Below are 20461 nucleotides of genomic sequence, written 5' to 3'. Positions count from 1 at the left end.
CTGAGACAAGGCAGGCGATCGCTTGCTTCATTTGAGCTGTAGAAGTAGAATAGGATTGAACTTCACTGTTTTGAAAAGAGGGTAACGCATGAGTAAACCATCCATATATGGATTAACTTTGGATCAGCTAACGGCATGGCTTAATGAACGCGGGCATAAGAAATTCCGGGCCTCACAGGTGTGGGACTGGCTCTATCGGAAGCGGGTAACCGAGTTCACGGCCATGACCGATGTGAATAAAGATTGTATTCAGCTTTTATCAGACCATTATGCTATCGAGACCTTGACGGAGCACTTGAAGCAGGAATCGCAGGATGGCACCATTAAATTTCTGTTCAAGCTGCAGGATGGCAATCTAATTGAGACGGTATTAATGAGACATAAATATGGCTTGTCCGTCTGTGTTACCACACAAGTAGGCTGCAATATTGGCTGCAGCTTCTGCGCAAGCGGTCTGCTTAGCAAAGACCGTGACTTGTCCAGCGGCGAGATCGTCGAGCAAATTATGAAGGTCCAGCATCATCTCGATCGGCTGGGGCAAGGCGAGCGAGTAACTCACGTGGTTGTTATGGGTATCGGCGAGCCGTTCGATAACTTCACGAATATGATCGACTTCCTGCGAACGGTTATTGATCATAAGGGTCTGGCTATTGGGGCTAGACATATTACCGTGTCTACTAGCGGACTAGCTAACAAAATTAAGGAATTCGCAGATACCGATCTTAATGTGAATTTGGCTATTTCGTTGCATGCGCCTAATAACGAGCTTCGTACGAGAATTATGAAGATCAACCGGGGCATTCCAATAGAGAAGCTAATGGAAGCTATTGATTATTATTTGGAGAAGACCAATCGGAGAATTACGCTGGAGTATATCCTGCTTAAGGATGTGAACGACAAGAAGGAGCATGCTCTTGAACTGGCAGAGCTTGTGGGAGATAGGCGCCAGCTTGCCAATGTGAATCTGATTCCTTATAATCCGGTAGATGAGCATAGCCAGTATCAACGAACCGAGCATGAGTCGGTACGAGAATTCTATGATACGTTGAAAAAGCAAGGCATCAGCTGCAGCGTTCGCTTGGAGCATGGTACGGATATCGATGCGGCTTGCGGGCAGCTCAGAAGCAAACAAATAAAAGAAGCGAAGTAATAGACCAGCGTATCCAACTCGATGTGGATACGCTTTTTTTGAAAGCAGGATGGAGAGCATCTAGTTGCCTTGCTGTTGTTGGTGTCAACGGAGGGCTTGCAAGGAGGGATAACGGTGTCGAACATACAACTGGGGTCACTGGTTCTGAATACCGAGCTGTTGGTGTATCTGCTTGCGGGCATGGCTGGCATCTTGTCCATAAGAATGCGAGCAAAGGCTGATCGGGAAATCGCGGTTTCGATTGCTTGGAGTGCGGTTTTTGTATGGATTGCGGTCTGGAAGGGCAGCCTTCTTCTCTTTGATCTGAAAGGGGTAATCGAGCATCCGATGTCGCTGCTCTTTTTTAGCGGGGGAACGAAAGGGGTATGGCTGGCATCTGTCTGTACGATCGTGCTGCTGGCGTATCGCTATTCCAAAAAATTAGGCAGGACACAGGCTGTTGCCTTGGTCTTGGTAGCCGTATCAGGCTGGACAGCCGCAGTATATTTGGCCCGTATTGTGTTGGCAGACAGGCTATTCTTATCGTATTACATCATTCTGTTCCTCGCTTTATTCTTGCTCCTGCTGCTGCTTAGTCCTGCTGCCATAGCCAAGGCTGGTGCCCAGCTATTCGGCAATAGGGGTGCGATCATGCGATCAGTCCTGCAGGCGCTTGGGCTTGTCTTAATTGCCTTGATGCTGATCTCGACTGTGCAGGATCAGCTTCAGGCAGGGGATGGGTCGCAGCAGGCGGGCATAGGCATTCGTGAGGGACAGCTTGCTCCTCGTGTGCAGCTAGAAGATGGGGATGGTAATACGTTCGATACAGCGGAATATCGCGGGAAGATCGTCCTGATGAACTTCTGGACGACCTGGTGCCGGGTATGCAAGACAGAAATGCCCCATGTGGAGAAGCTGTATCAGACGTATAAGGGGCAAGAGGTTGTTATTCTGTCCATTAATGTGACAAGCCAGGAGCGCGATGCAGGACAGGCGGATAGCTATGCAGACCGGGAAGGATTGAACTTCCCAATTGCATTGGATCACCGAGGTGAGATCGCGGATCTCTATAACGTCAAAGCTTTTCCGACCACGTATATTCTCGATAAAGAGGGGATCATCCATACAAGGTTCCTTGGCGCATTCAGCTACGAGAGTATGAGCAAGACGATTCAGGCAATTGGCTCGTAAGGATGAACAGGCTTCATAAGAATAGAGAACGATAATAATAAGATAGCTACACATAAAAGGAGAACAACGATGAGTAAAGGCAGCTTTCAAGAATATGCATTAAGTGAAGAGATTACGAGAGCGTTAGAGAGTCTGGGCTACGAGCAGCCCACGAGTGTGCAGAGTGAAGTAATACCCATTGCCCTCAAGATGAAGGATCTGGTCGTGAAGTCACATACGGGAAGCGGTAAGACAGCTGCCTATGGGATTCCGATCTGTGAGATGCTCGATTGGGAAGAGAACAAGCCACAGGCGCTAATTCTGACGCCGACGCGCGAGCTGGCCGACCAAGTTAAGGATGACATTAAAAATATCGGGAGATATAAGCGCATCAAAGCGACAGCTGTCTATGGGAAGCAGCCCTTCGCCAAGCAGAAGGCCGAGCTCACGCAAAAAAACCATGTTGTCGTAGGCACGCCGGGACGCGTAATGGATCATATTGAGAAGGACACGATTGATCTGGAGCGGGTGAAATATCTCGTTATTGACGAAGCGGACGAGATGCTGAGCATGGGCTTCATTGAGCAGGTGGAAGTGATAATCCGAGAGCTGCCACAGGATCGAGTGACCTTGGTATTCTCGGCGACGCTTCCGAAGGATGTAGAGCGGCTCTGCCATCGTTATATGCAGGACCCCATTGCCATTACAATCGAAACAACGGAGAAAACCACCGATCAAATTGCTCATTCCCTCTATACCGTCCCAGAGAAAGAGAAGCTTCAGTTATTGCTGGACGTAACCGTTGTCGAGAATCCGGCAAGCTGCATTATATTCTGCAGGACGAAAGGGCAGGTCGATCTTGTCCATCAAGAGCTGGAGCAGCGAGGCTATCCGATTAACAAAATCCATGGCGGGATGGAGCAGGATGATCGGTTCGAAGTAATGAATGCCTTCAAAAGAGGAGAGTTCCGTTATTTAGCAGCTACCGATGTAGCTGCCAGAGGCATTGATATAGACAGCATTACGCATGTCATTAATTATGATCTTCCGATGGAGAAGGAAAGCTACGTTCATCGGGCGGGCAGAACAGGGCGGGCAGGCAAATCTGGACAAGCCATCAGCTTCGTCACGCCTCATGAAGATAAATTTCTAGCCTTCATTGAGGGATACTTGGGCTTCGAGATTCCGAGAAAGGATACACCTGATCGTGAAGAGGTTCGTCAGGCGAAGGCAGCCTTCGATCAAAGCATGAAAAAGCAGCCTATGCTGAAGAAGGATAGAAGCGCGCAATTAAATGAACAAATTCTGAAGCTGTATTTCAATGGCGGGAAGAAGAAGAAGCTTAGGGCTGTCGATTTCGTAGGTACTATTGCCAGAATTGAAGGAGTAACGGCGGAGGATATCGGTATTATTGCGATTGAGGATAATGTCACCTACGTTGATATTCTGAACGGAAAAGGCCAGCTCGTTATTCAAGCAATGAAAAATACGACGGTTAAAGGCAAGCTGCTGAAGGTTCATCCAGCGAATAAACAGTAGCAAGTGGTCTATCTCGCAGGCATTGCCTTGCTGGCTGTAGTATCCATCGTCTATATAAGCTGGAAGAACGGCATATCTCCCATGCCCGCATCAGCTTCGGTCCGCATTGCGGTGGCGGCTGAAGTGAATCGGCTCGTACCGGAAACAGGAACGATTGTCGAAGCTGGTTCGGGCTGGGGAACGCTTGCTTTTTATTTAAATAAGCATTGTGCCAATTGGCGGCTCATCGGCATTGAGAATTCTCCTGTGCCGCTATGGATCTCCCAATGGCTGAATCTATTTGTCTCCCGCGGCAGAAGCAGAATTACGTTCCGGCACGGCGATATTTATACTTATAACGGCTATGCAAATACGGATATCGTCGTGTGTTACTTGTACCCTGGCGCTATGAGTCGGTTAAGCCCGATACTGCGCAAGCAGCTGCCAGCAGGAGCAAGAGTTATCAGTGTCTGCTTTGCGCTGCCAGGCTGGCAAGCAGAGCGTGTCATTACTTGTAGAGACCTCTATCGAACAAAGGTGTATGTTTACCGTGTAGACAAGCCTCAGGTGGTAATTAGGGTTTAGCTTCCTTTCACCAGCTCAGCTAGCATACGGTAAGATTTCAAACGGGCTTCATGATCATAGACCTGGCAGCCCACAATGAATTCATTGGCTCTTGTCTCCTGCAGAATCGCCAGCAGCCTCTCTCGAACGGTGTCTGGGTTGCCCGCAATCGTATAGCTCAGTTGGTTCTGGATATGAGCTTTCTCCTGCGCATTCCATAGAAGATCCATATTAGCGACCGGAGGATTCAATTGGCCCGTTTGTCCGCGAACGAGATTAAGGAATTGCTGCTGCTGTGACGTTGCCAAGAGCTGAGCTTCTTCATCGGTATCAGCTAGGATGACATTAATGCCAATCATAGCATAAGGCTTGTCCAATGCTGCTGAAGGGCGGAATTGGCTATGATACAGCTGTAAGGCTGGCAGTAAGTAGCCAGGGGCAAAATGGCTGGCGAAGGAGAACGGAAGACCGAGCTGCCCTGCGAGCTGTGCACTGAAGCCGCTGGAGCCGAGCAGCCAGATCGGAATATTAAGACCTTCTCCGGGAATAGCCCTTACTCCAGCTGGACGAGAGTGAAAAGAAGCTGGATCTAAGTAAGAGCGAAGCTCAAGGAGCTGTTCTGGGAAGTCATTGCCATCGCTTCCAAGACCACGGCGAAGGGCACGCATAGCAGGCTGGTCCGAGCCGGGAGCCCTTCCGAGCCCTAAGTCGATACGGCCGGGATAGAGAGACTCCAGCGTGCCGAACTGCTCAGCAATCATTAATGGGGCATGATTGGACAGCATGATTCCGCCTGAGCCTACACGAATGGTGTTTGTACCGCCTGCTACATGCCCAATGACAAGCGATGTAGCCGAGCTTGCGATGCCGGGCATATTATGATGCTCGGCAAGCCAGTAGCGGTGGTAGCCCCACTGCTCGGCATGACGAGCAAGATCAAGTGTATTGCGAAGGGCGTCAGCGGGTGTGCTGCCCACAATTACTGGCGCAAGATCCAGAATCGAAATAGGAATCTCCGCCAATTTATTAATCGTATTGTTTTCCAACATCCTATCCTCATCCTCTCAAACCTGATTATATAGGTTACCCTTTTATTATTGATTTACCAACGCTACAAAAGCAAGTGCCTAATCTTATGTAAGATAGTATTCTATTGTAAAAAAGGAGCGGCTTCCTCATTGAGAGAGAGGCTGCTCCTTTTGCTATTAATCAATTTCAGCGGCAATACTGTTCATTTCTTGCAAAATCTCCTCTTGGATTCGATGGAGAAATCTCAGATCTAAAGAAGGGGTGTAGAGCAGCTCCAGCTCATCATGCAGAGCTTTGGCTGTAGCCAGATGAGCGATAGACTGCTTCATCTTGGCAGCATATTGTTCCTTAATATCCCGAAGAGCTTCAGCGTGGGCTTCGTCCGTTCCCGGTTTGATGCAGATTTTATACATATCCACGATCTCATCAGTGATGCGGTCAGGGAAGTACTCGTGAGGGGCGGTACTGTCGAATATAGCGAATCCGAGCTCTCTTACAATGACCATATCCAAGCTGTTAGGATCAAAGCCGCAGTGGTAAATCTCCACATCAAAGCCGCGGTCCACACCAGCTGCTGCAAGCTTTTTCAGCATAGTGGATTTGCCGGAGCCAGGGCGCCCCTTGATGAGGTAGCGATTCAAGCCATCCGTTAGGTCAGGGACATAATCGACCGCTCCTTGCGGAGTCGCAGCTCCAAGGAATCGGTGATCAACTCGGCTTTCCTTCTTCAGTCTGCGATCGCCATAGAGAATATGAGTATAATCATTCGTCAGCTCATCGGCTGCGTTGAAGTTCATATTGGCAATATAGATTGCTTCCCAATCGTCATGTATGCGAAGAGCCTCAGCGAATCCGGCATAAGCAAGCTCGAATGTCTCGGAGATCAGGCTGCTTCTGTCTATAAAGGCCTGCACATCCTCTTGTGAGGAAGGCGTCCTTGTCTGTTCAAAATTGACATAAGTCACTGCTTCGTCGGGCAGGTCAGGCGCGATTGTCCGTGGTGCCGTTCCTTTGACGAGACCTGTCTTCAGTTCGGGAATAATAACTCCATCAAGTGCGTCGTTATCTGAGGCACAATGGATGAACCAGCAATCATAGCCGTTCTCAGCCATTTGCTCTCCGATGGCCTGAATCACCTGCGACTTTCCTGTGCCAGGCCCCCCTTCTAGTAGGAATAAACGTTCAAGCCCTTGCAGAGATGAGTCGTACAGGCTGGTGAAGCCGCGAGCGGTATTCCCGCCTGCATAAAAATGTTGGATGATTCCAGTCATCACCGTCACACCTTTCTAGGCTAATATCATGGCGCATAACTCATCGTATTACTCTTCTGGGGAAAAGGTGCAGCCTGAATAAAATAAGAAAAAGCCCCTCAAGCCTATAACGATAGGGAGGGGCTACAAAAATAGAAATGGCACTAAGTTATGCTTGGATGACAGGGGTACTGTTCCTCCGGCGTGTTTTTCTCCTGATGAGCCACTCGGCAAAAAACAGATTAGGAACCCAGCAGAGCCATGCGATAATTGTATAGCTGGTTATGAAATGGTCTTCGCCAAAGCTGATCACAGCTACCGGAAGATAGATTCGAAGGGTCACGGCGGCAAAAGCTAGCGCATAGCTGCGAATCATCCAATTGCTATGCGCAATCGGCGATTTCTTCACTGCAATTGCATAGACGCCAATTCCTGTGGTGACTAGCCACCCTAATGACAATAATCCGAAGCCAAGTGAGCTAGCCAAGCCCCCTGCAGCAAATAACGCTAAATAGAGTCCAGTAAGACCGCCTACTGCAATGCCCAGTGTATAGAGCATGCCAATTATGCGATGCAGGCGTATGGAGCCTTGGCGCCATCTGCGTATGAATTGCATCCAGCCTACGAGAAGCGCTAACGAGCCGGCGAAGGCGTGTACAATAATCCACATATGCCGATCGCCGCTAAACACGATGAAGCTGTCTTCCTGTGCCGTGCTGGAATCCTGCAAGTTCGAGATGCCGAACTGAATGGCATAGGCGGTCACGAGAATAGCTAGAATTGCGATGCTCCATAGCCCAATTTTTGCTTTCATTATATCCCTCCTAATTCTCTATTAATAGCGATTTAACAATAATATGTAAATACATCCCGGGACTGATCTGCTGCACACATTCGAAGAAAGAGAATCATAAGCAATAGCGCCATTCCTGCTGTTTCGTTCACATTTCTAGCATTGAGCAGAATCTTCTTTTAGTATATGATGAAAGCTGGTACTCGCTGTCCGCGGCTGGTGCCGCGCAAAATCCATGGATAAAGTGAGATGAATGAGATGAATGCTAAGGAATTACACTATACAATGCCAGCAGAATGGGTAACGCATGAGCGTACTTTCGTGTCTTGGCCCGTACAAGACTCTATGGTTTATCCCGATGATTATCATGCAGTAACACAGGGCTATGAGGATTTAATTAAAGCAACAGCCGAATTTGAAGCTGTAACTGTAATCGTTAACCCGTCCGATGAGGAAGCGGTGCGAGCGCGTTTTACGGAATCTAATATAACTTTTCTAGTGATCGCTCATAACGACGCTTGGTTCCGGGACAATGGTCCAACGTTCCTGCTGAACAATGAGCAGGAGATCGCAGGAGTGAACTGGAAGTTCAACGCATGGGGCGGCAAATACGAGCCATGGGATCTGGATGATGCGGTAGCTCCGCAGGTACTGGAGCATTATGGCGTACGCCGTCTGGATGCTCCTCTGGTTATGGAGGGCGGCTCTATCCATGTAGATGGAGAGGGTACGCTGCTGACAACGGAGGAATGCCTGCTCAATACGAACCGCAATCCTCATCTGAGCCGGGAAGAGATTGCGAGTTATGTGAAGGATTTCGTGAACGTAGAGAAAATTATCTGGCTGAAGAACGGGCTGGATGGCGATGAGACGGATGGCCATGTGGATAATATTGCTTGCTTTGCAGCTCCAGGCCGCATTATTATGCAGGTCTGCCATGACCCGTCGGATGAGAACTATGCCATTACCCAAGAGAATCTCGCTATTCTTCGCGAAGCAACGGATGTAAAGGGACGGAAGCTCGAGATTATTGAGATCGAGCAGCCTCCTAAGACCTTCTATGGCGAGCAGCGTCTTACGCTTAGCTATTTGAATTTCTATTTCGTCAACGGAGGAATTATTCTTCCAGTGTTCGGCGGAACGGCTGAAGAGACCGACCGCAAGGCGGAGCAGGTACTAGCGAATGCTTTCCCTGATCGGAGAATCCGCAAGATTAATGGGATGTCGATTATTAAAGAGGGCGGCAACGTCCATTGTACGACACAACAAATGCCAGCGAGTGCTAGAGCGTAAGTCAAGCTCTTACTATTATAGTTAACGAGGTGACTCTACTTGAGAAATGTAAAGGTTGCAGCGACACAAATGAGCTGCTCGACGAATATAGAGGAAAATATTAATAAAGCCGAAGCGCTGGTGCGGGAAGCTGCTGCTAAGGGTGCTCAGATCATCCTGATTCAGGAGCTGTTCGAGACCCCTTACTTCTGCCAGAAGGAGAAGGCCGATTATTATCATTATGCGACGGAGCTTGAGAACAACAAAGCAGTCAATCATTTTCGCCAAATAGCCAAAGAGCTGCAGGTCGTGCTGCCAATCAGCTTTTATGAGAAGAAGAATTATGCCCGCTATAATTCGCTTGCAGTCATTGATGCGGATGGTGAGGTGCTGGGCCTTTACCGCAAAAGCCATATTCCCGACGGTCCCGGCTATGAAGAGAAGTTCTATTTCAACCCCGGCGATACCGGCTTCAAGGTATGGAAGACCCGTTATGCGAAGATCGGCGTAGGCGTGTGCTGGGACCAGTGGTATCCGGAAGCGGCGAGATGTATGTCGCTTATGGGCGCAGAGCTGTTGTTCTATCCGACAGCGATTGGCTCGGAGCCTCAGGACGGCTCGATTGATTCCAAGGATCATTGGCAAATGTGCATGCGCGGCCATGCTGCCTCCAATCTCATTCCAGTCATTGCCTCTAATCGTATCGGCAAAGAAGTGGATGAGGACTCCAGCATTGACTTCTATGGTTCTTCCTTCATCGCTGGACCGCAAGGCAATATGATCGAGGAAGCGGGACGCACGGAAGAAGGTGTGCTGGTCGCGGAATTCGATCTGGATCAGCTTGAGGTACAACGTATCGAATGGGGAATTTTCCGTGATCGTCGTCCTGATCTGTATAAGGCCATTGCCACCTATGACGGCAGCCAAATTTTATAGATCCGACATAAGCAGTCATTCCCTTGGCGGGAATGGCTGTTTTTTCTAATAAATACTTGGGAATAACTATTGCTTATAATTGCCGCTTCCCGTAGTCTTAGTCAAGAAAGCCGTTTAGATTCGTTTTGGTGCGAGCCGTTTATTTTTGCTAATAAGCCGATTATGCATGTATATGGATTCGAATTAGGTTAGAATGAAGAAAATAAAACCTACTGGAGTTGTTAAAAAGATGTCCCAAGGCAAAGAAGTGTTGTTGACTAAAGAGGGGCTCGCCCAGCTGCAAGCCGAGCTGGATGATCTGAAATATGTGAAGCGCAAGGAATTGGCAGCCCGGATCAAATTGGCGATAAGCTATGGCGATCTGAAGGAGAACAGTGAATATCATTCCGCCAAGGATGATCAAGCGTTCATGGAGACACGGATTACGATTCTGGAGAAAATGCTGGCTAAAGCACGCGTTGTGGATGAGTCGAGCTTGAATCTCTCAACGGTTAGCATCGGCTCCGTCGTTATTCTTAATGACATCGAGTTCGCGGAGAAGATCGAGTACCGTGTTGTCGGTCCTGCTGAGGCGAATGTACTCGATAACAAGATCTCTTATGAGAGCCCGATTGGCAAAGCTCTGCTAGGAAAGTCTGTTGGCGATATGATTGAAGTGACTGCACCTGTCGGCGTCATCAAGTATGAGCTGCTTGAAATTAAGGCTGGCTAATCAATAACGCTGTTAATAGATGGAATAAAGGCTGCCTTCCAATGTAGAGCGTTCTACGCGGAGGGCAGTCTTTGCTGATGATATGGCTATAATAAATGGAGTAATTTCACACTATATGCAGGAAATTTGCCTCGCAGTGGCTTGTATCCTTTAAATAGAGCGTGTAGGATACATGTAGCAGTGTAAACAAATAAGGGAGCGAAGGGCATCATGAAGCAATTGCAGGAACGCATACGTAAAGAAGGTTTGATTCTGTCCGATAAGGTATTGAAGGTGGACGCTTTTCTAAATCATCAGGTTGATACACAGCTTGCACTGGAGATCGGCAGGGAGTTCGGACGAATTTTTGGCAATGAGCCCATTACGAAGGTATTGACGATTGAAGCCAGCGGCATTCAGTTCGCAATGGCGACAGGAATTGCCTTGCAGGTTCCATTCATTTATGCGAAGAAAAAGAAAGCCGTTACTCTCTCTGAGAAGGTATATTCAGCGCCGGTACATTCTTTTACCCGTCAGGAGACCTACCAGATCAGCGTCTCTCAGAATTATTTGAGCGCAAATGATAAGGTTCTGATTATTGATGATTTTCTCGCTACAGGTGCGGCACTGGTAGGCCTCGTCGATATTGTGAAGGAATCGGGTGCAGAGCTTGTAGGCGTGGGCTGTGTGATCGAGAAGACCTTCCAGGAGGGTCGGGGCTTGCTGGAGGAACGGGGAATTCGTGTTCATTCCTTGGCGCGCATTGCAGCGATGTCTCCAGGCAGCGTAGATTTTATATAGGAAATACGATAGGTGCCCGGGGCTTCTTTGAAGAAGCAGCTCCGGGCACCTATGCTGTAAAGCATGGAATGTTAAGGGAACCTATTAAAGGTCTTTTTTCTTGCTTGCTTTTCTGATATGCTTCTATTGAAATTAAGAAGGACAGGCCCTTTTTTTACCATATATTATGCGGTTTGTTCATGAACCTGATTAGTAGGAGCCCTCAATCAGGAAGGTAAATGACGAATGGAGGATGAATAACGGTGAAGTTGCATTTTCAAGGGGATTTGAACGATCTGCTACCGGGAATTCAGTTATTGTCGGAGGAGCTATCATTCACGCAAGCACAAGATGGCATCATCGTTCAAGTGGAGCCGTCTACAGGCGATCTTGAGGTGGGATTAGAGGAAGGTCAAGCTTACATACGCTATGGACACAAGAACCAATTCTTCCGGGCACTCGGACTTCTTGTCCAGCATGGTGCTGGCGGAGAAGCTTTTCAAATCCGGGAGCAGCAGCAGTTCGATACAATCGGACCGATGTTCGACCTATCCCGTAATGCGGTTCTAACGTTAGACAGCTTCAAATTTATGCTTCGCAAGATGGCTCTGATGGGCATGAACACCGTCATGCTGTACTTGGAAGATACTTATGAGATACAAAATCAGCCTTACTTCGGCTATATGCGCGGTCGCTATACACAAGCGGATCTGAAAGAAATTGACGATTATGCAGATCAGTTCGGTATCGAGGCATTCCCGAGCATTCAGACGCTGGCTCACTTGGAGGAATTCTTGAAGTGGGAACCTGTTAAGCACTACAAGGATACGAAGGGCGCATTGCTGGTTGGAGACGAGCGCACTGATCGGTTGGTAGAGGAAATGATTGATGCGGCAACAGCTCCATTCCGCAGCCGCAAAATTCAGATTGGCATGGACGAAGCCGAAGAGGTTGGCCGCGGCAAGTACTTGGATCTGAACGGCTTCACTAGCCGCTTCGATATTATGACGGCGCACCTCGACAAGGTGCTGGCAGCTGTGCGCAAGCGCGGATTGAAGCCAATGATGTGGAGTGACATGTTCCTGAAGCTCGCTTCCGCTACGGGCGATGATCATTTCAATAAGGAGACCGTTATTCCTGAGGAAATGGCTAGCCGTATTCCTAAAGATGTTGATATGGTCTACTGGGATTATGCGCATATGGAGCATGAGGATTATAGGGTGCTGATTGACAAGCATCGGCCGCTCGGCTGCAATCTGGTCTTTGCAGGCGGCATATGGGTGTTCAATACGTTCGGTGTTAACTACGGGCTCTCCTTGAATGCGACGGATGCGGCGCTGCAGGTGTGTAAGAAGGAAGGCGTTCGCGAGGTCTATGCGACGATGTGGGGCGATGATGGGATGGAAAGCAACCCTTATATCGCATTGCTTGGCTTGCAGTTTTATGCAGAGCATGCCTATATATCTGAAGGCACGCCTGATTGGGCCAAGCTGGCAGAACGCGTTAAGTTCTGTACCGGCATTGATGCCGATGCCTATATGCTGATGAAAGATCTGGATGAGACACCAGGCTCAGAGAAGAACAATGAGAAGCAGGCGAACCCTTCTAAGTTCCTGTTATATCAAGATGTGCTGCTCGGTTTATTCGATAAGCAGATCGAGGGTCTGGAAATGTCCGCACACTATGCGCAGGTGGAGCAGAATATCCATAGCAAGCGCGTACCAGAAGCCGAGCTGGATTATATATTTGAAGTGCCAGAGCGCTTGGCTGGCGTACTCAAGCTGAAGAGCGAGATCGGCATCGATCTGAAGCGTGCTTATGATGCTAAGGATCATGCAACTCTGAAGCATATTGCTGTAGAAGTATTGCCGCAGATTTCCGAGGCTGTTCAAGGACTGCGCGCTGCACACCGTACGCAATGGCTGAGCATGTTCAAGCCGTTCGGCTGGGAAGTTATTGATATCCGTTACGGCGGCGTAGTGAATCGTCTGGATACGGCTTCGATGAGGCTGCTTGATTATGTAGAAGGCAGAATTGACCGTATTGAAGAGCTGGAGCAGGAGCGCCTCGTATACAGCACAGCGAATCGCTTCAATAACAAAGGTATTGGCTGGTCAAGCTTCTACTATCGCATGGCTACACCAAACGTCTTCTTCCACGTTATGAATCCTTTCTAAATCATAGAGTATAGAATAAAGGGTATCCCTCGGGATACCCTTTATTCGTTTGTGGTCCGTGGCTATGTCTTTGCTTGCAAGTGAGTCCTCTAGATTAGTTATAAATGAAATTCGAGACCAAGACGCAGTGAACGTCATGAGCTTCAGGAGAGAGAATGAAATTGAAAAAGAGAGCTACTCAGTCATCTTTATTGGTGGTATAATTCCAGGAATGATTGCATATTAAATCCATCAATTGGATTTGTTGTTATTTCAGAGATTACAGTGCTTGACTTCATAATCAATTTAAATGGATGAAAGAGTGGAGGGAATTTAGGTTTAAAGCCGTCAAAAATTTTTATTTGTAGAGGATGTTAATATTTAATGAAAATTCCATTGAAAAATATTATTATGATTTCAGTTCTATTTCCAGTAAGTGGAGCTTATTTATTTTTTAAATCAATCACAAATACTCAAGGCTTAATTATAAATAGTATATTCTACTTAAATCCAAATCAAGCTAGTATATTTTATTTTGTAATGGGTTGTTTCAGTATCTTGATGTTATTATTATGTGGATTTCTTATATATCGTTTTAATAAACGATAGTAAGTTATTTTTCTTTCTTAGGTGGCATACAACAGATTGCAATTTTCATCATCAGCTGCAGTTCTATTCCTTTTTTACAACGAAGATGAAAAGCCTTAGCGTCGGTATGAATGATTTGAAATAGTGGTGTCTATTTCAAGGAAGGAAACCGATGCTAAGGGCTTTTTTGCGTCTTCGGGGGTTTTACGACTAATATTGATGTTTAACTAATAAAGATCATTCTGTCATCTTTATTAGGTGTCCATTGGAAACGAACAGGCATATTTGCTTCTGTACCGGTACCATTCGTATCCCATGACATATGATCGGAAGTCATTAGTCCTTGCTGCAGATTAGGGTACTTGTACCAGCTATGATGATATAATCCGACAAATGAAATGTGGGGGAACCGTTCGATAACATCTGCTGCTAATGATTTCATATGCTCACGAAGCTGGAATTGGACCTCAGAAGTCATCACATGCTTGTCCCAAAAGAAATCAATATCATATTCAAGCTGAATGCGGTAAGCATTATCATTCCATTTCAATACAGCTATATCAAATTGTGTAGAACCGCTGGCGGTGGAAAGCTTGGCGTATTTCTGTGCTAGGTAAGCTTGTAGTTGCTCGAACTGTAAAGGCTGCCCGCTGGTATCGCTAATATCCTTGTTGCTGATGGTGAATTTATGGGTTGTCGCATACCGATGAGAGACCGTAATCTGATAAGTTTCTGTATTAGCTGCGGGCTTCTCGAATATAAATTCGTATACTGCCTTGCCGTTAGCAATACTGTCATTGCCAGAAATCGTGTTAGTGGAAAGCAGCTTTAGCTTTGTGTTGTTACTATACAGATCAATAGAATGGTAAAAATTTTGTTTTCTGTCTGAATTATTTACTGTTCTTACGGTTAATGTGATGCCTGCTTCGTTTTGAACGATTTTTTCAAAGGTATAGGTAATTAAATTTTTAGGTAAATCAACTTGATAAGGAAGCTTTTTAATTTCATGAATAACAACCTTCGTTCCGTCGATAGTGATGTCTACATTAAGCGCTTTGCTTAATAAATAAGCTGTCTTTACTGCATCTTCGTGAAGGACAAACAGATTCTCAAGAGCGTTTTTACCTTCGTTATTCGTCATTGCCGGATCGGCACCGTTTTCTAGGAGTAATTGCACGATATCAGGCTCCCACTCTGCCAACATCAAGGTTGTAGTGCCAGAAGAACCAAAAGTTACATTTACATCTGCTCCTGCATCAATTAATAATTTAACTAGCTCCACGTTTTTGGCTAGGATAGCTTCAAATAGAAATTGACGAGAGTTCTTATTTACATCGATATCAGGATGGGCGAGCAGCATTTGTCTTACACCTTCAACATCCCCTGCTCTACAGAGCCTTAGGATTAAGAGGGTTGGCGCTTCATCTATAATGACTGCCCTTTTTATACTATCCCATTTAACAGTAGCCTGAGTGGCTTCACCAACAAAACGCAATGGAACGTAGGTTGCATTCTTAATCACAGTCGGAGCTTCCGCAAGCGTAATAATGGTTTGATCTATCTTAGCCTTTGTGTTGCCAATAGTCATAGATACCTCTGTGTAAGGTGAGAAGGTTTGATTGCCCCTAATAGCTTTAGTCTCGGAATTATAATTAATGACAAGATCCATTGCCGTAAACAGTTCTCTGAACGGTACCATTACTGTATTTTTGATCAGAATAGGCGGATTGGCAAAATTCATTTTTTTTCCGTTTAGAATAACTTGAATGTCACTTTGTGCATATAAATGGCCTCCCGAGTTTGTTAGGCCTATTAATACAATAAACAGGCCTATTAAAAATTTTTTCATACAATTGCCCCCTCTAGCTCTCATGTATACAAATAATTAAATGTGAATCATTAATTAAATTCGACTTTTACATCCATAATCCTCCAGTGTTGATGGTTGTAGTAGTTATAATTGCCTATATGAATACTACAAGCATTAGATTTGGGAGATCATTTCTTCTGTAAACTCCCATTCTTTATATTGTCAGCTAAGCTTGAGAACCATTATGATAGAAATAAATGTAAAATTAGGCGATGATGGAAGAGGAGGCCGCGATCATGGGCAAACAGTTTACAGAAATTCGGCCTGAGCATGAGGCATTCATGGGCAAGCAGCATTTATTTTTTGTAGGATCGGCTCCACTGTCGGAAGAAGGTCATGTCAACCTCTCTCCAAAAGGGCATGATGCCTTCCGTATTCTATCCGCTAATCATGTTGCTTATTTGGATATGACCGGTAGCGGCAATGAGACCAGCGCTCATATTATGGAGAATGGTCGAGTGACGATTATGTTCTGTGCATTTGAAGGACCTCCTAACATTTTGCGCTTATACGGCACAGGAACAGTCATCTTGCCTGAATCCGCTGAGTGGCAAGCACTGTACCCGATATTCTCACCTCTCCCGGGGGCGAGGCAGATTATTTCTATTGAAGTGCATAAGGTCCAGACTTCTTGCGGATTTGCCGTTCCGTTCTTTTCTTACACAGGAGAAAGAGATACTTTGCAGAAATGGTCGATTCAGAAGGGAGAGGAGGGGCTTCAGCAGTATCGTGCAGAGAAGAACAGCCGCAGCTTGGATGGTCTGCCGACCTCCTTCTCCTCTCACTAGCAGCGGGCAGTTCTGTCATAGCAGCACAAAGAAGCTGGCCACAAGGGACCAGCTTCTTTGCCATTGCTTAATTACAGGGAGCATAGCGCTTTTATTCCAGGGGATAATTTGATAAAGTGCTCGGTATAGCTGGTGTGAATAATGCTGCGGGAGTTGTTTCGCGTGATCTTATCGAATAATTGGATGAAATATAAGCCGGCGATAGCAGCGCTGCCGAGCGAAAGAGCGTTAACCAAAGAGGATTTACAGATTGAGGATTTCTTAATGGAGCGTCAAGGCAAGCTTGATATGTATTACGCGCCTCATAATGAATATGTGAATGAGGCCGCTGCCATTATGATCGTTGGAATAACGCCGGGATGGACACAGATGAAGATAGCCTATGAGACGGCCATAAGAGGGCTCAGGCAAGGGCTGGCCGATGACGAGATTTGCAAGTTGGTGAAGTATGCAGCAGGATTCGCTGGACCAATGAGAAAGCATATGATCGGTATGCTGAGTGAGCTTGGCCTGCATGAATTATTAGGCATTCCATCCTGCGAGACTTTATTCGGGGAGCATCGCGGACTTTTGCATACGACTTCCTTGCTGCGCTACCCTGTATTTTATGACGAGCAGAATTATACGGGCACGCGCCCTCCGTTGGCAGCAACGCCTATTCTTATGAACGCAGCCTCTGCATTTTTTCAAGAGGAGCTTCAACGAATCGCAACGCGTCCGTTTCTTATCCCATTGGGCAAATCAGTAGAGAGCGTTCTCCATGTACTGGAGCAGCAAGGCAAGCTTGCGGGTTACCAATGCTTGTGGGGCTTCCCTCATCCGTCTGGGGCCAATGGGCACCGCTATACCCAATTCCAATCCAATTATGAGCGGATGAGAGCAATTATTCAGAAAGAGTTTTGATAGGTTGCAACGGGGCTATTTGACTCGTACAGCATTGATGCAAATAAGTGGAGAACATCGCCATATTGGATTGGATATGACGATTGCTGCCTTCCAGCTTGCTGAGCATAATTCCCCCCTCTAGAGCGGATAGAGCGAAGGAGGCAAGGGCATCGGCATTAAGGTCCGTTCTAAGCTCCCCATTTGCGATACCTTCAACTATAATTTTTGTCAAAGAACCCAAGGTGGCTTCCAGTCCGACTTGGGCTTGCTTACGAAGCGCTGGGTGGCCATCGTCGCTTTCTATAGCTGTATTTAATAAAGGGCATCCTCCAATGAAAGGGGGATGCTCGTTTACGTTCTGGTAAACTTCGAAATAAGCAAGTAATTGGTCACAGGCGGTTGTCTTGCTTTGGACTGCGGCAGCGATCTGTTCGCCTACTACGCTGGAGGCATAGTCGTAAGCAGCGAGGGCAATTTCATCCTTATTGCTGAAATGGCGGTAGATTCCACCTTTTTGTATACCAGTAAGACGTATGATATCGTTCAGAGATGTACCTGAGTAGCCCTGTTGATTGAATATTTCTGCTGATTTTTTAATAATATGCTCGCGAGTAGCTTCTCCTTTTTTCATCTGCGATCTTCCCCCGTCCGTAAAGAATAATACCCATACTAGTATAGCAAATAAAAATAGTTGTTGAAATTTTATCCATTACTGCTATATTAAAAGAGACCGATCGGTATCTTTTAATATTTATTTTATATCATATAACGATTGAGGTGGGAATAACATGGGGGGACTTACCAGGCCAATTCACGCATGGACAGGACTATTAACCTTATGGGCTGTCGGCTTTACTGGTGCACTATCTAGGTTTATTATGGCTTATTATCAAGTCCAAATTTCCAAGGATCTGGATATAAGCAGAGGATTTATTTCTATGGCATGGTCTACTAATCTGTTCATAGCGGCGATATGCGCTCCTCTAGGAGGTTTTCTGGCTGATCGCTATGGTCCCAAGAGAATTATGATTGCAAGTACGGTATTCAGTATTGTCGGCTCAGGGCTTGTGTATATCGGACAAAGCCCGCTCTTTTTCTATGTAGGCTATGGAATCATATCTGGATTTGTTGGTATCTCTGTGTCAGCAATGTATATGTTATTATTTCAGTTATTCCACCGTCATCAAGCCAAAGCGGCTGCTGTAATGTCCAGCTCCTCCTCTCTTGGATTGACTATATGCACACCATTGTTCGTGTTAAACAGCTGGATTACTTGGGAGTTTGCTTTCCTAGCTTCTTCTTTGCTTGGTTTCCTCCTTATTTTGCCAATGGTTATTCTGCTGCTTCGTTCACCTCAGCATAGTGAAGATTCCAATCATGAAGACGGTGAGCAGAAGGTGTTGAATAAGGATGCCCCTATTAATCATGGAACTAGACAGCTTCGTTATTTATCGGTATTTGTTGTGGGCTTCGGGTTATTTACTTGCGGGTTCAATATGGGTACTGTAGAAATGAATTTGGTTGCGATTCATCAGCTCGCTAATGTTACGCCTGCTATGATTGCACTATCAATGAGCCTCTTGGGAATTCTAGAATTAGCAGGCTCGGTTGCATTTGGTTTTTTATTGGATGGAATGAATAGAAGGCTTGCGCTGGCTCTGTTGTATGGGGTGCGCGTTCTTGGTTTCATTCTGCTTTTCCTCCATATTAATATCTCGCCTGTCTTATTTGCTGTAGCTTTCGGTATGACTTATTTAGGAGCAGTTCCTGGTGGCCTGCTAGTTGCAAGCGAATGGGCAACCAGCCGCGGCAAGCAGGTGGGATACTATATTCTCCTCCATCAGGCAGGTGGAATTATAGGTGCATTGGCAGGAGGATTAGTCTACGATTACTACAAGAGCTACCAAATACTAATCGGACTCGATGCGTTCCTTTGTCTTGTGGCCGCAGTAGGCTATTTGTTGATTTATAAGAGGACAGCGGCATTCTCGACGAGGAGGACGCTCTCCTCTGCATTAAGCTAGCATCTAATGAATGAATAGGCGGATTAGGAACAGAAAGGGGGAAGCATGTTGAGAATGGATCGCTTGCTTGCCATTACGGTTCTATTGCTTAACCGTGAACGAATTAGTGCCAAGCAGCTGGCAGAGCGATTTGAAGTATCGACCAAGACGATTTACCGGGATATGGATACCTTGAGCCAAGCCGGCATTCCAATTACGGCACAGCAAGGTACATCAGGCGGGTTCGAGATTATGCCGCACTATACGATCAATCGACAATTTATTACGGACAAGGAAATAGAGGCAATTATAACAGCGGTTAAGGGAATGAATACGGTTCTGGATGATGTGAAGCTCTCGCATTTGCTGGACAAGGTGTCAGCAGTTCTCCGCCAGTCGGATAATGGGAATGATGGCCAGGCAGGCAGGCTTGTATTTGACTTTAATCCATGGGGACAGGGAACCGATTCTAGGGAAAAGGTCAAGCTATTGAAGCAGGCCATCGAAGAAAGAACGGAAATTGACTTTTCTTATATGGATAGAAACGGCGCAAGCAGTGAGCGGATTGTCGAGCCGTATTCCTTGCTATTGAAAGGGAATGTATGGTACCTGCGAGGCTATTGTCTGATCAAGAAGGATTGCCGTGTATTCCGCTTATCCCGTATTCAGGAGCTAAGGGTACGGAAGCTTCACTTCGAGCGTCGGAGCCTGCCTTTGCTGGAGAGCTATGCTTGGGAAGCGGAGTGGTTTGAGACAGCGCTTATCGAGATGACCTTGCATTATGATTCTCGCGTCCGCCACCGGTTGGGGGATAGCTATCTTCCTGATCAAATGACGGTGCTGGACGATGGATCAGTTCGTGTCCAAGGCATATTCGCAGCGGATGAATGGTTCTACGGCATGATTCTAAGCTATGGTGAGTTCGTGAAGGTCGAGCATCCCGCCAGTGTTGCTGAAGAGGTTACAGCTCGGGCCAGAAAAATTATTGCGCGTTACTCTAACTAGACAGACAGCTGTCCGAGTTCCACCCTTACAATAA

General features: G+C 46.6%; 18 protein-coding genes. 13 read left to right on the top strand and 5 right to left on the bottom strand.

Annotated features, from left to right (window positions below; genetic code table 11):
* Positions 1-88 precede the first annotated feature (88 nt).
* The 4 genes from rlmN to AC50YO_RS15455 all read left to right on the top strand — a co-directional run bounded on the left by rlmN (position 89) and on the right by AC50YO_RS15455 (position 4402).
* Positions 89-1150: a dual-specificity RNA methyltransferase RlmN gene (gene rlmN, locus AC50YO_RS15470; protein ID WP_494848353.1), complete on the top strand. Its 1062-nt coding sequence runs from the start codon at positions 89-91 to the stop codon at positions 1148-1150.
* A 114-nt stretch (positions 1151-1264) separates the two neighbouring features.
* A complete protein-coding gene (locus AC50YO_RS15465; RefSeq protein WP_494848351.1) occupies positions 1265-2320 on the top strand; it encodes a TlpA family protein disulfide reductase in 1056 nt (351 codons plus the stop codon).
* A 69-nt stretch (positions 2321-2389) separates the two neighbouring features.
* The gene (locus AC50YO_RS15460) at positions 2390-3838 is read left to right on the top strand and encodes a DEAD/DEAH box helicase (protein WP_494848349.1); all 1449 of its coding nucleotides are present in this window, start codon (positions 2390-2392) and stop codon (positions 3836-3838) included.
* A gap of 3 nt (positions 3839-3841) precedes the next feature.
* Positions 3842-4402 (top strand): class I SAM-dependent methyltransferase, encoded by a 561-nt coding sequence (locus tag AC50YO_RS15455; protein WP_494848347.1) that lies wholly within the window; start codon positions 3842-3844, stop codon positions 4400-4402.
* On the opposite strand, the gene AC50YO_RS15450 is transcribed toward AC50YO_RS15455, so the two are convergent.
* The 3 genes from AC50YO_RS15450 to AC50YO_RS15440 form a co-directional block, all read right to left on the bottom strand.
* Positions 4399-5430 (bottom strand): LLM class flavin-dependent oxidoreductase, encoded by a 1032-nt coding sequence (locus tag AC50YO_RS15450; protein ID WP_494848345.1) that lies wholly within the window; start codon positions 5428-5430, stop codon positions 4399-4401. The two genes, AC50YO_RS15455 and AC50YO_RS15450, sit on opposite strands and share 4 nt — an antisense overlap.
* 156 nt (positions 5431-5586) lie before the next feature.
* The gene (locus tag AC50YO_RS15445; protein ID WP_494848344.1) at positions 5587-6681 is read right to left on the bottom strand and encodes a PRK06851 family protein; all 1095 of its coding nucleotides are present in this window, start codon (positions 6679-6681) and stop codon (positions 5587-5589) included.
* A gap of 148 nt (positions 6682-6829) precedes the next feature.
* On the bottom strand, positions 6830-7474 hold the full coding sequence (locus AC50YO_RS15440) for a DUF2306 domain-containing protein (RefSeq protein ID WP_494848342.1): 645 nt from the start codon (positions 7472-7474) through the stop codon (positions 6830-6832).
* 237 nt (positions 7475-7711) lie between these two features.
* On the opposite strand from AC50YO_RS15440, the gene AC50YO_RS15435 reads away from it, so the two are divergent.
* The 5 genes from AC50YO_RS15435 (at position 7712) to AC50YO_RS15415 (ending at position 13309) form a co-directional block, all read left to right on the top strand.
* Complete coding sequence (locus AC50YO_RS15435) at positions 7712-8746, top strand: agmatine deiminase family protein (RefSeq protein ID WP_494848710.1); 1035 nt, start codon at positions 7712-7714, stop codon at positions 8744-8746.
* 39 nt (positions 8747-8785) lie between these two features.
* On the top strand, positions 8786-9661 hold the full coding sequence (aguB, locus tag AC50YO_RS15430; protein WP_494848340.1) for an N-carbamoylputrescine amidase: 876 nt from the start codon (positions 8786-8788) through the stop codon (positions 9659-9661).
* 229 nt (positions 9662-9890) lie between these two features.
* Complete coding sequence (gene greA, locus AC50YO_RS15425) at positions 9891-10373, top strand: transcription elongation factor GreA (RefSeq protein WP_494848338.1); 483 nt, start codon at positions 9891-9893, stop codon at positions 10371-10373.
* Positions 10374-10583: 210 nt separating this feature from the next.
* Positions 10584-11153, top strand: coding sequence for a xanthine phosphoribosyltransferase (locus tag AC50YO_RS15420; protein ID WP_494848336.1), 570 nt, complete (start codon positions 10584-10586; stop codon positions 11151-11153).
* Between the two features lie 242 nt (positions 11154-11395).
* Entirely contained in the window at positions 11396-13309 is a 1914-nt protein-coding gene (locus AC50YO_RS15415; protein ID WP_494848334.1) for a beta-N-acetylhexosaminidase, read from the top strand.
* 790 nt (positions 13310-14099) lie between these two features.
* Here AC50YO_RS15415 and AC50YO_RS15410 read toward each other — a convergent pair.
* A complete protein-coding gene (locus tag AC50YO_RS15410) occupies positions 14100-15725 on the bottom strand; it encodes a stalk domain-containing protein (protein ID WP_494848333.1) in 1626 nt (541 codons plus the stop codon).
* 257 nt (positions 15726-15982) lie between these two features.
* On the opposite strand from AC50YO_RS15410, the gene AC50YO_RS15405 reads away from it, so the two are divergent.
* Both AC50YO_RS15405 and AC50YO_RS15400 read left to right on the top strand, forming a co-directional pair.
* A complete protein-coding gene (locus AC50YO_RS15405; protein ID WP_494848331.1) occupies positions 15983-16534 on the top strand; it encodes a pyridoxamine 5'-phosphate oxidase family protein in 552 nt (183 codons plus the stop codon).
* A 162-nt stretch (positions 16535-16696) separates the two neighbouring features.
* The gene (locus AC50YO_RS15400; protein WP_494848329.1) at positions 16697-17437 is read left to right on the top strand and encodes a uracil-DNA glycosylase family protein; all 741 of its coding nucleotides are present in this window, start codon (positions 16697-16699) and stop codon (positions 17435-17437) included.
* Here AC50YO_RS15400 and AC50YO_RS15395 read toward each other — a convergent pair.
* On the bottom strand, positions 17418-18050 hold the full coding sequence (locus AC50YO_RS15395; protein ID WP_494848327.1) for a TetR/AcrR family transcriptional regulator: 633 nt from the start codon (positions 18048-18050) through the stop codon (positions 17418-17420). The two genes, AC50YO_RS15400 and AC50YO_RS15395, sit on opposite strands and share 20 nt — an antisense overlap.
* A 157-nt stretch (positions 18051-18207) precedes the next feature.
* Here AC50YO_RS15395 and AC50YO_RS15390 point away from each other — a divergent pair, with 157 nt between their 5' ends.
* Positions 18208-19443: an MFS transporter gene (locus AC50YO_RS15390; RefSeq protein WP_494848325.1), complete on the top strand. Its 1236-nt coding sequence runs from the start codon at positions 18208-18210 to the stop codon at positions 19441-19443.
* Positions 19444-19488: 45 nt separating this feature from the next.
* A complete protein-coding gene (locus AC50YO_RS15385) occupies positions 19489-20427 on the top strand; it encodes a helix-turn-helix transcriptional regulator (protein WP_494848323.1) in 939 nt (312 codons plus the stop codon).
* Positions 20428-20461: the final 34 nt, after the last annotated feature.

The sequence above is a fragment of the Paenibacillus sp. J22P59 genome (assembly GCF_059383895.1).
This window is presented reverse-complemented; position numbering and strand designations above follow the sequence as displayed.

Excerpts from the sequence above, each read along its gene's own strand:
- greA (WP_494848338.1), top strand. The coding sequence starts at position 9,891 with ATGTCCCAAGGCAAAGAAGTGTTGTTGACTAAAGAGGGGCTCGCCCAG.
- AC50YO_RS15460 (WP_494848349.1), top strand. The coding sequence starts at position 2,390 with ATGAGTAAAGGCAGCTTTCAAGAATATGCATTAAGTGAAGAGATTACG.
- AC50YO_RS15390 (WP_494848325.1), top strand. The coding sequence starts at position 18,208 with ATGGGGGGACTTACCAGGCCAATTCACGCATGGACAGGACTATTAACC.
- AC50YO_RS15385 (WP_494848323.1), top strand. The coding sequence starts at position 19,489 with ATGTTGAGAATGGATCGCTTGCTTGCCATTACGGTTCTATTGCTTAAC.
- AC50YO_RS15445 (WP_494848344.1), bottom strand. The coding sequence starts at position 6,681 with ATGACTGGAATCATCCAACATTTTTATGCAGGCGGGAATACCGCTCGC.
- AC50YO_RS15450 (WP_494848345.1), bottom strand. The coding sequence starts at position 5,430 with ATGTTGGAAAACAATACGATTAATAAATTGGCGGAGATTCCTATTTCG.
- AC50YO_RS15420 (WP_494848336.1), top strand. The coding sequence starts at position 10,584 with ATGAAGCAATTGCAGGAACGCATACGTAAAGAAGGTTTGATTCTGTCC.
- rlmN (WP_494848353.1), top strand. The coding sequence starts at position 89 with ATGAGTAAACCATCCATATATGGATTAACTTTGGATCAGCTAACGGCA.
- AC50YO_RS15435 (WP_494848710.1), top strand. The coding sequence starts at position 7,712 with ATGAATGCTAAGGAATTACACTATACAATGCCAGCAGAATGGGTAACG.
- AC50YO_RS15440 (WP_494848342.1), bottom strand. The coding sequence starts at position 7,474 with ATGAAAGCAAAAATTGGGCTATGGAGCATCGCAATTCTAGCTATTCTC.
- AC50YO_RS15395 (WP_494848327.1), bottom strand. The coding sequence starts at position 18,050 with ATGAAAAAAGGAGAAGCTACTCGCGAGCATATTATTAAAAAATCAGCA.
- AC50YO_RS15405 (WP_494848331.1), top strand. The coding sequence starts at position 15,983 with ATGGGCAAACAGTTTACAGAAATTCGGCCTGAGCATGAGGCATTCATG.
- AC50YO_RS15410 (WP_494848333.1), bottom strand. The coding sequence starts at position 15,725 with ATGAAAAAATTTTTAATAGGCCTGTTTATTGTATTAATAGGCCTAACA.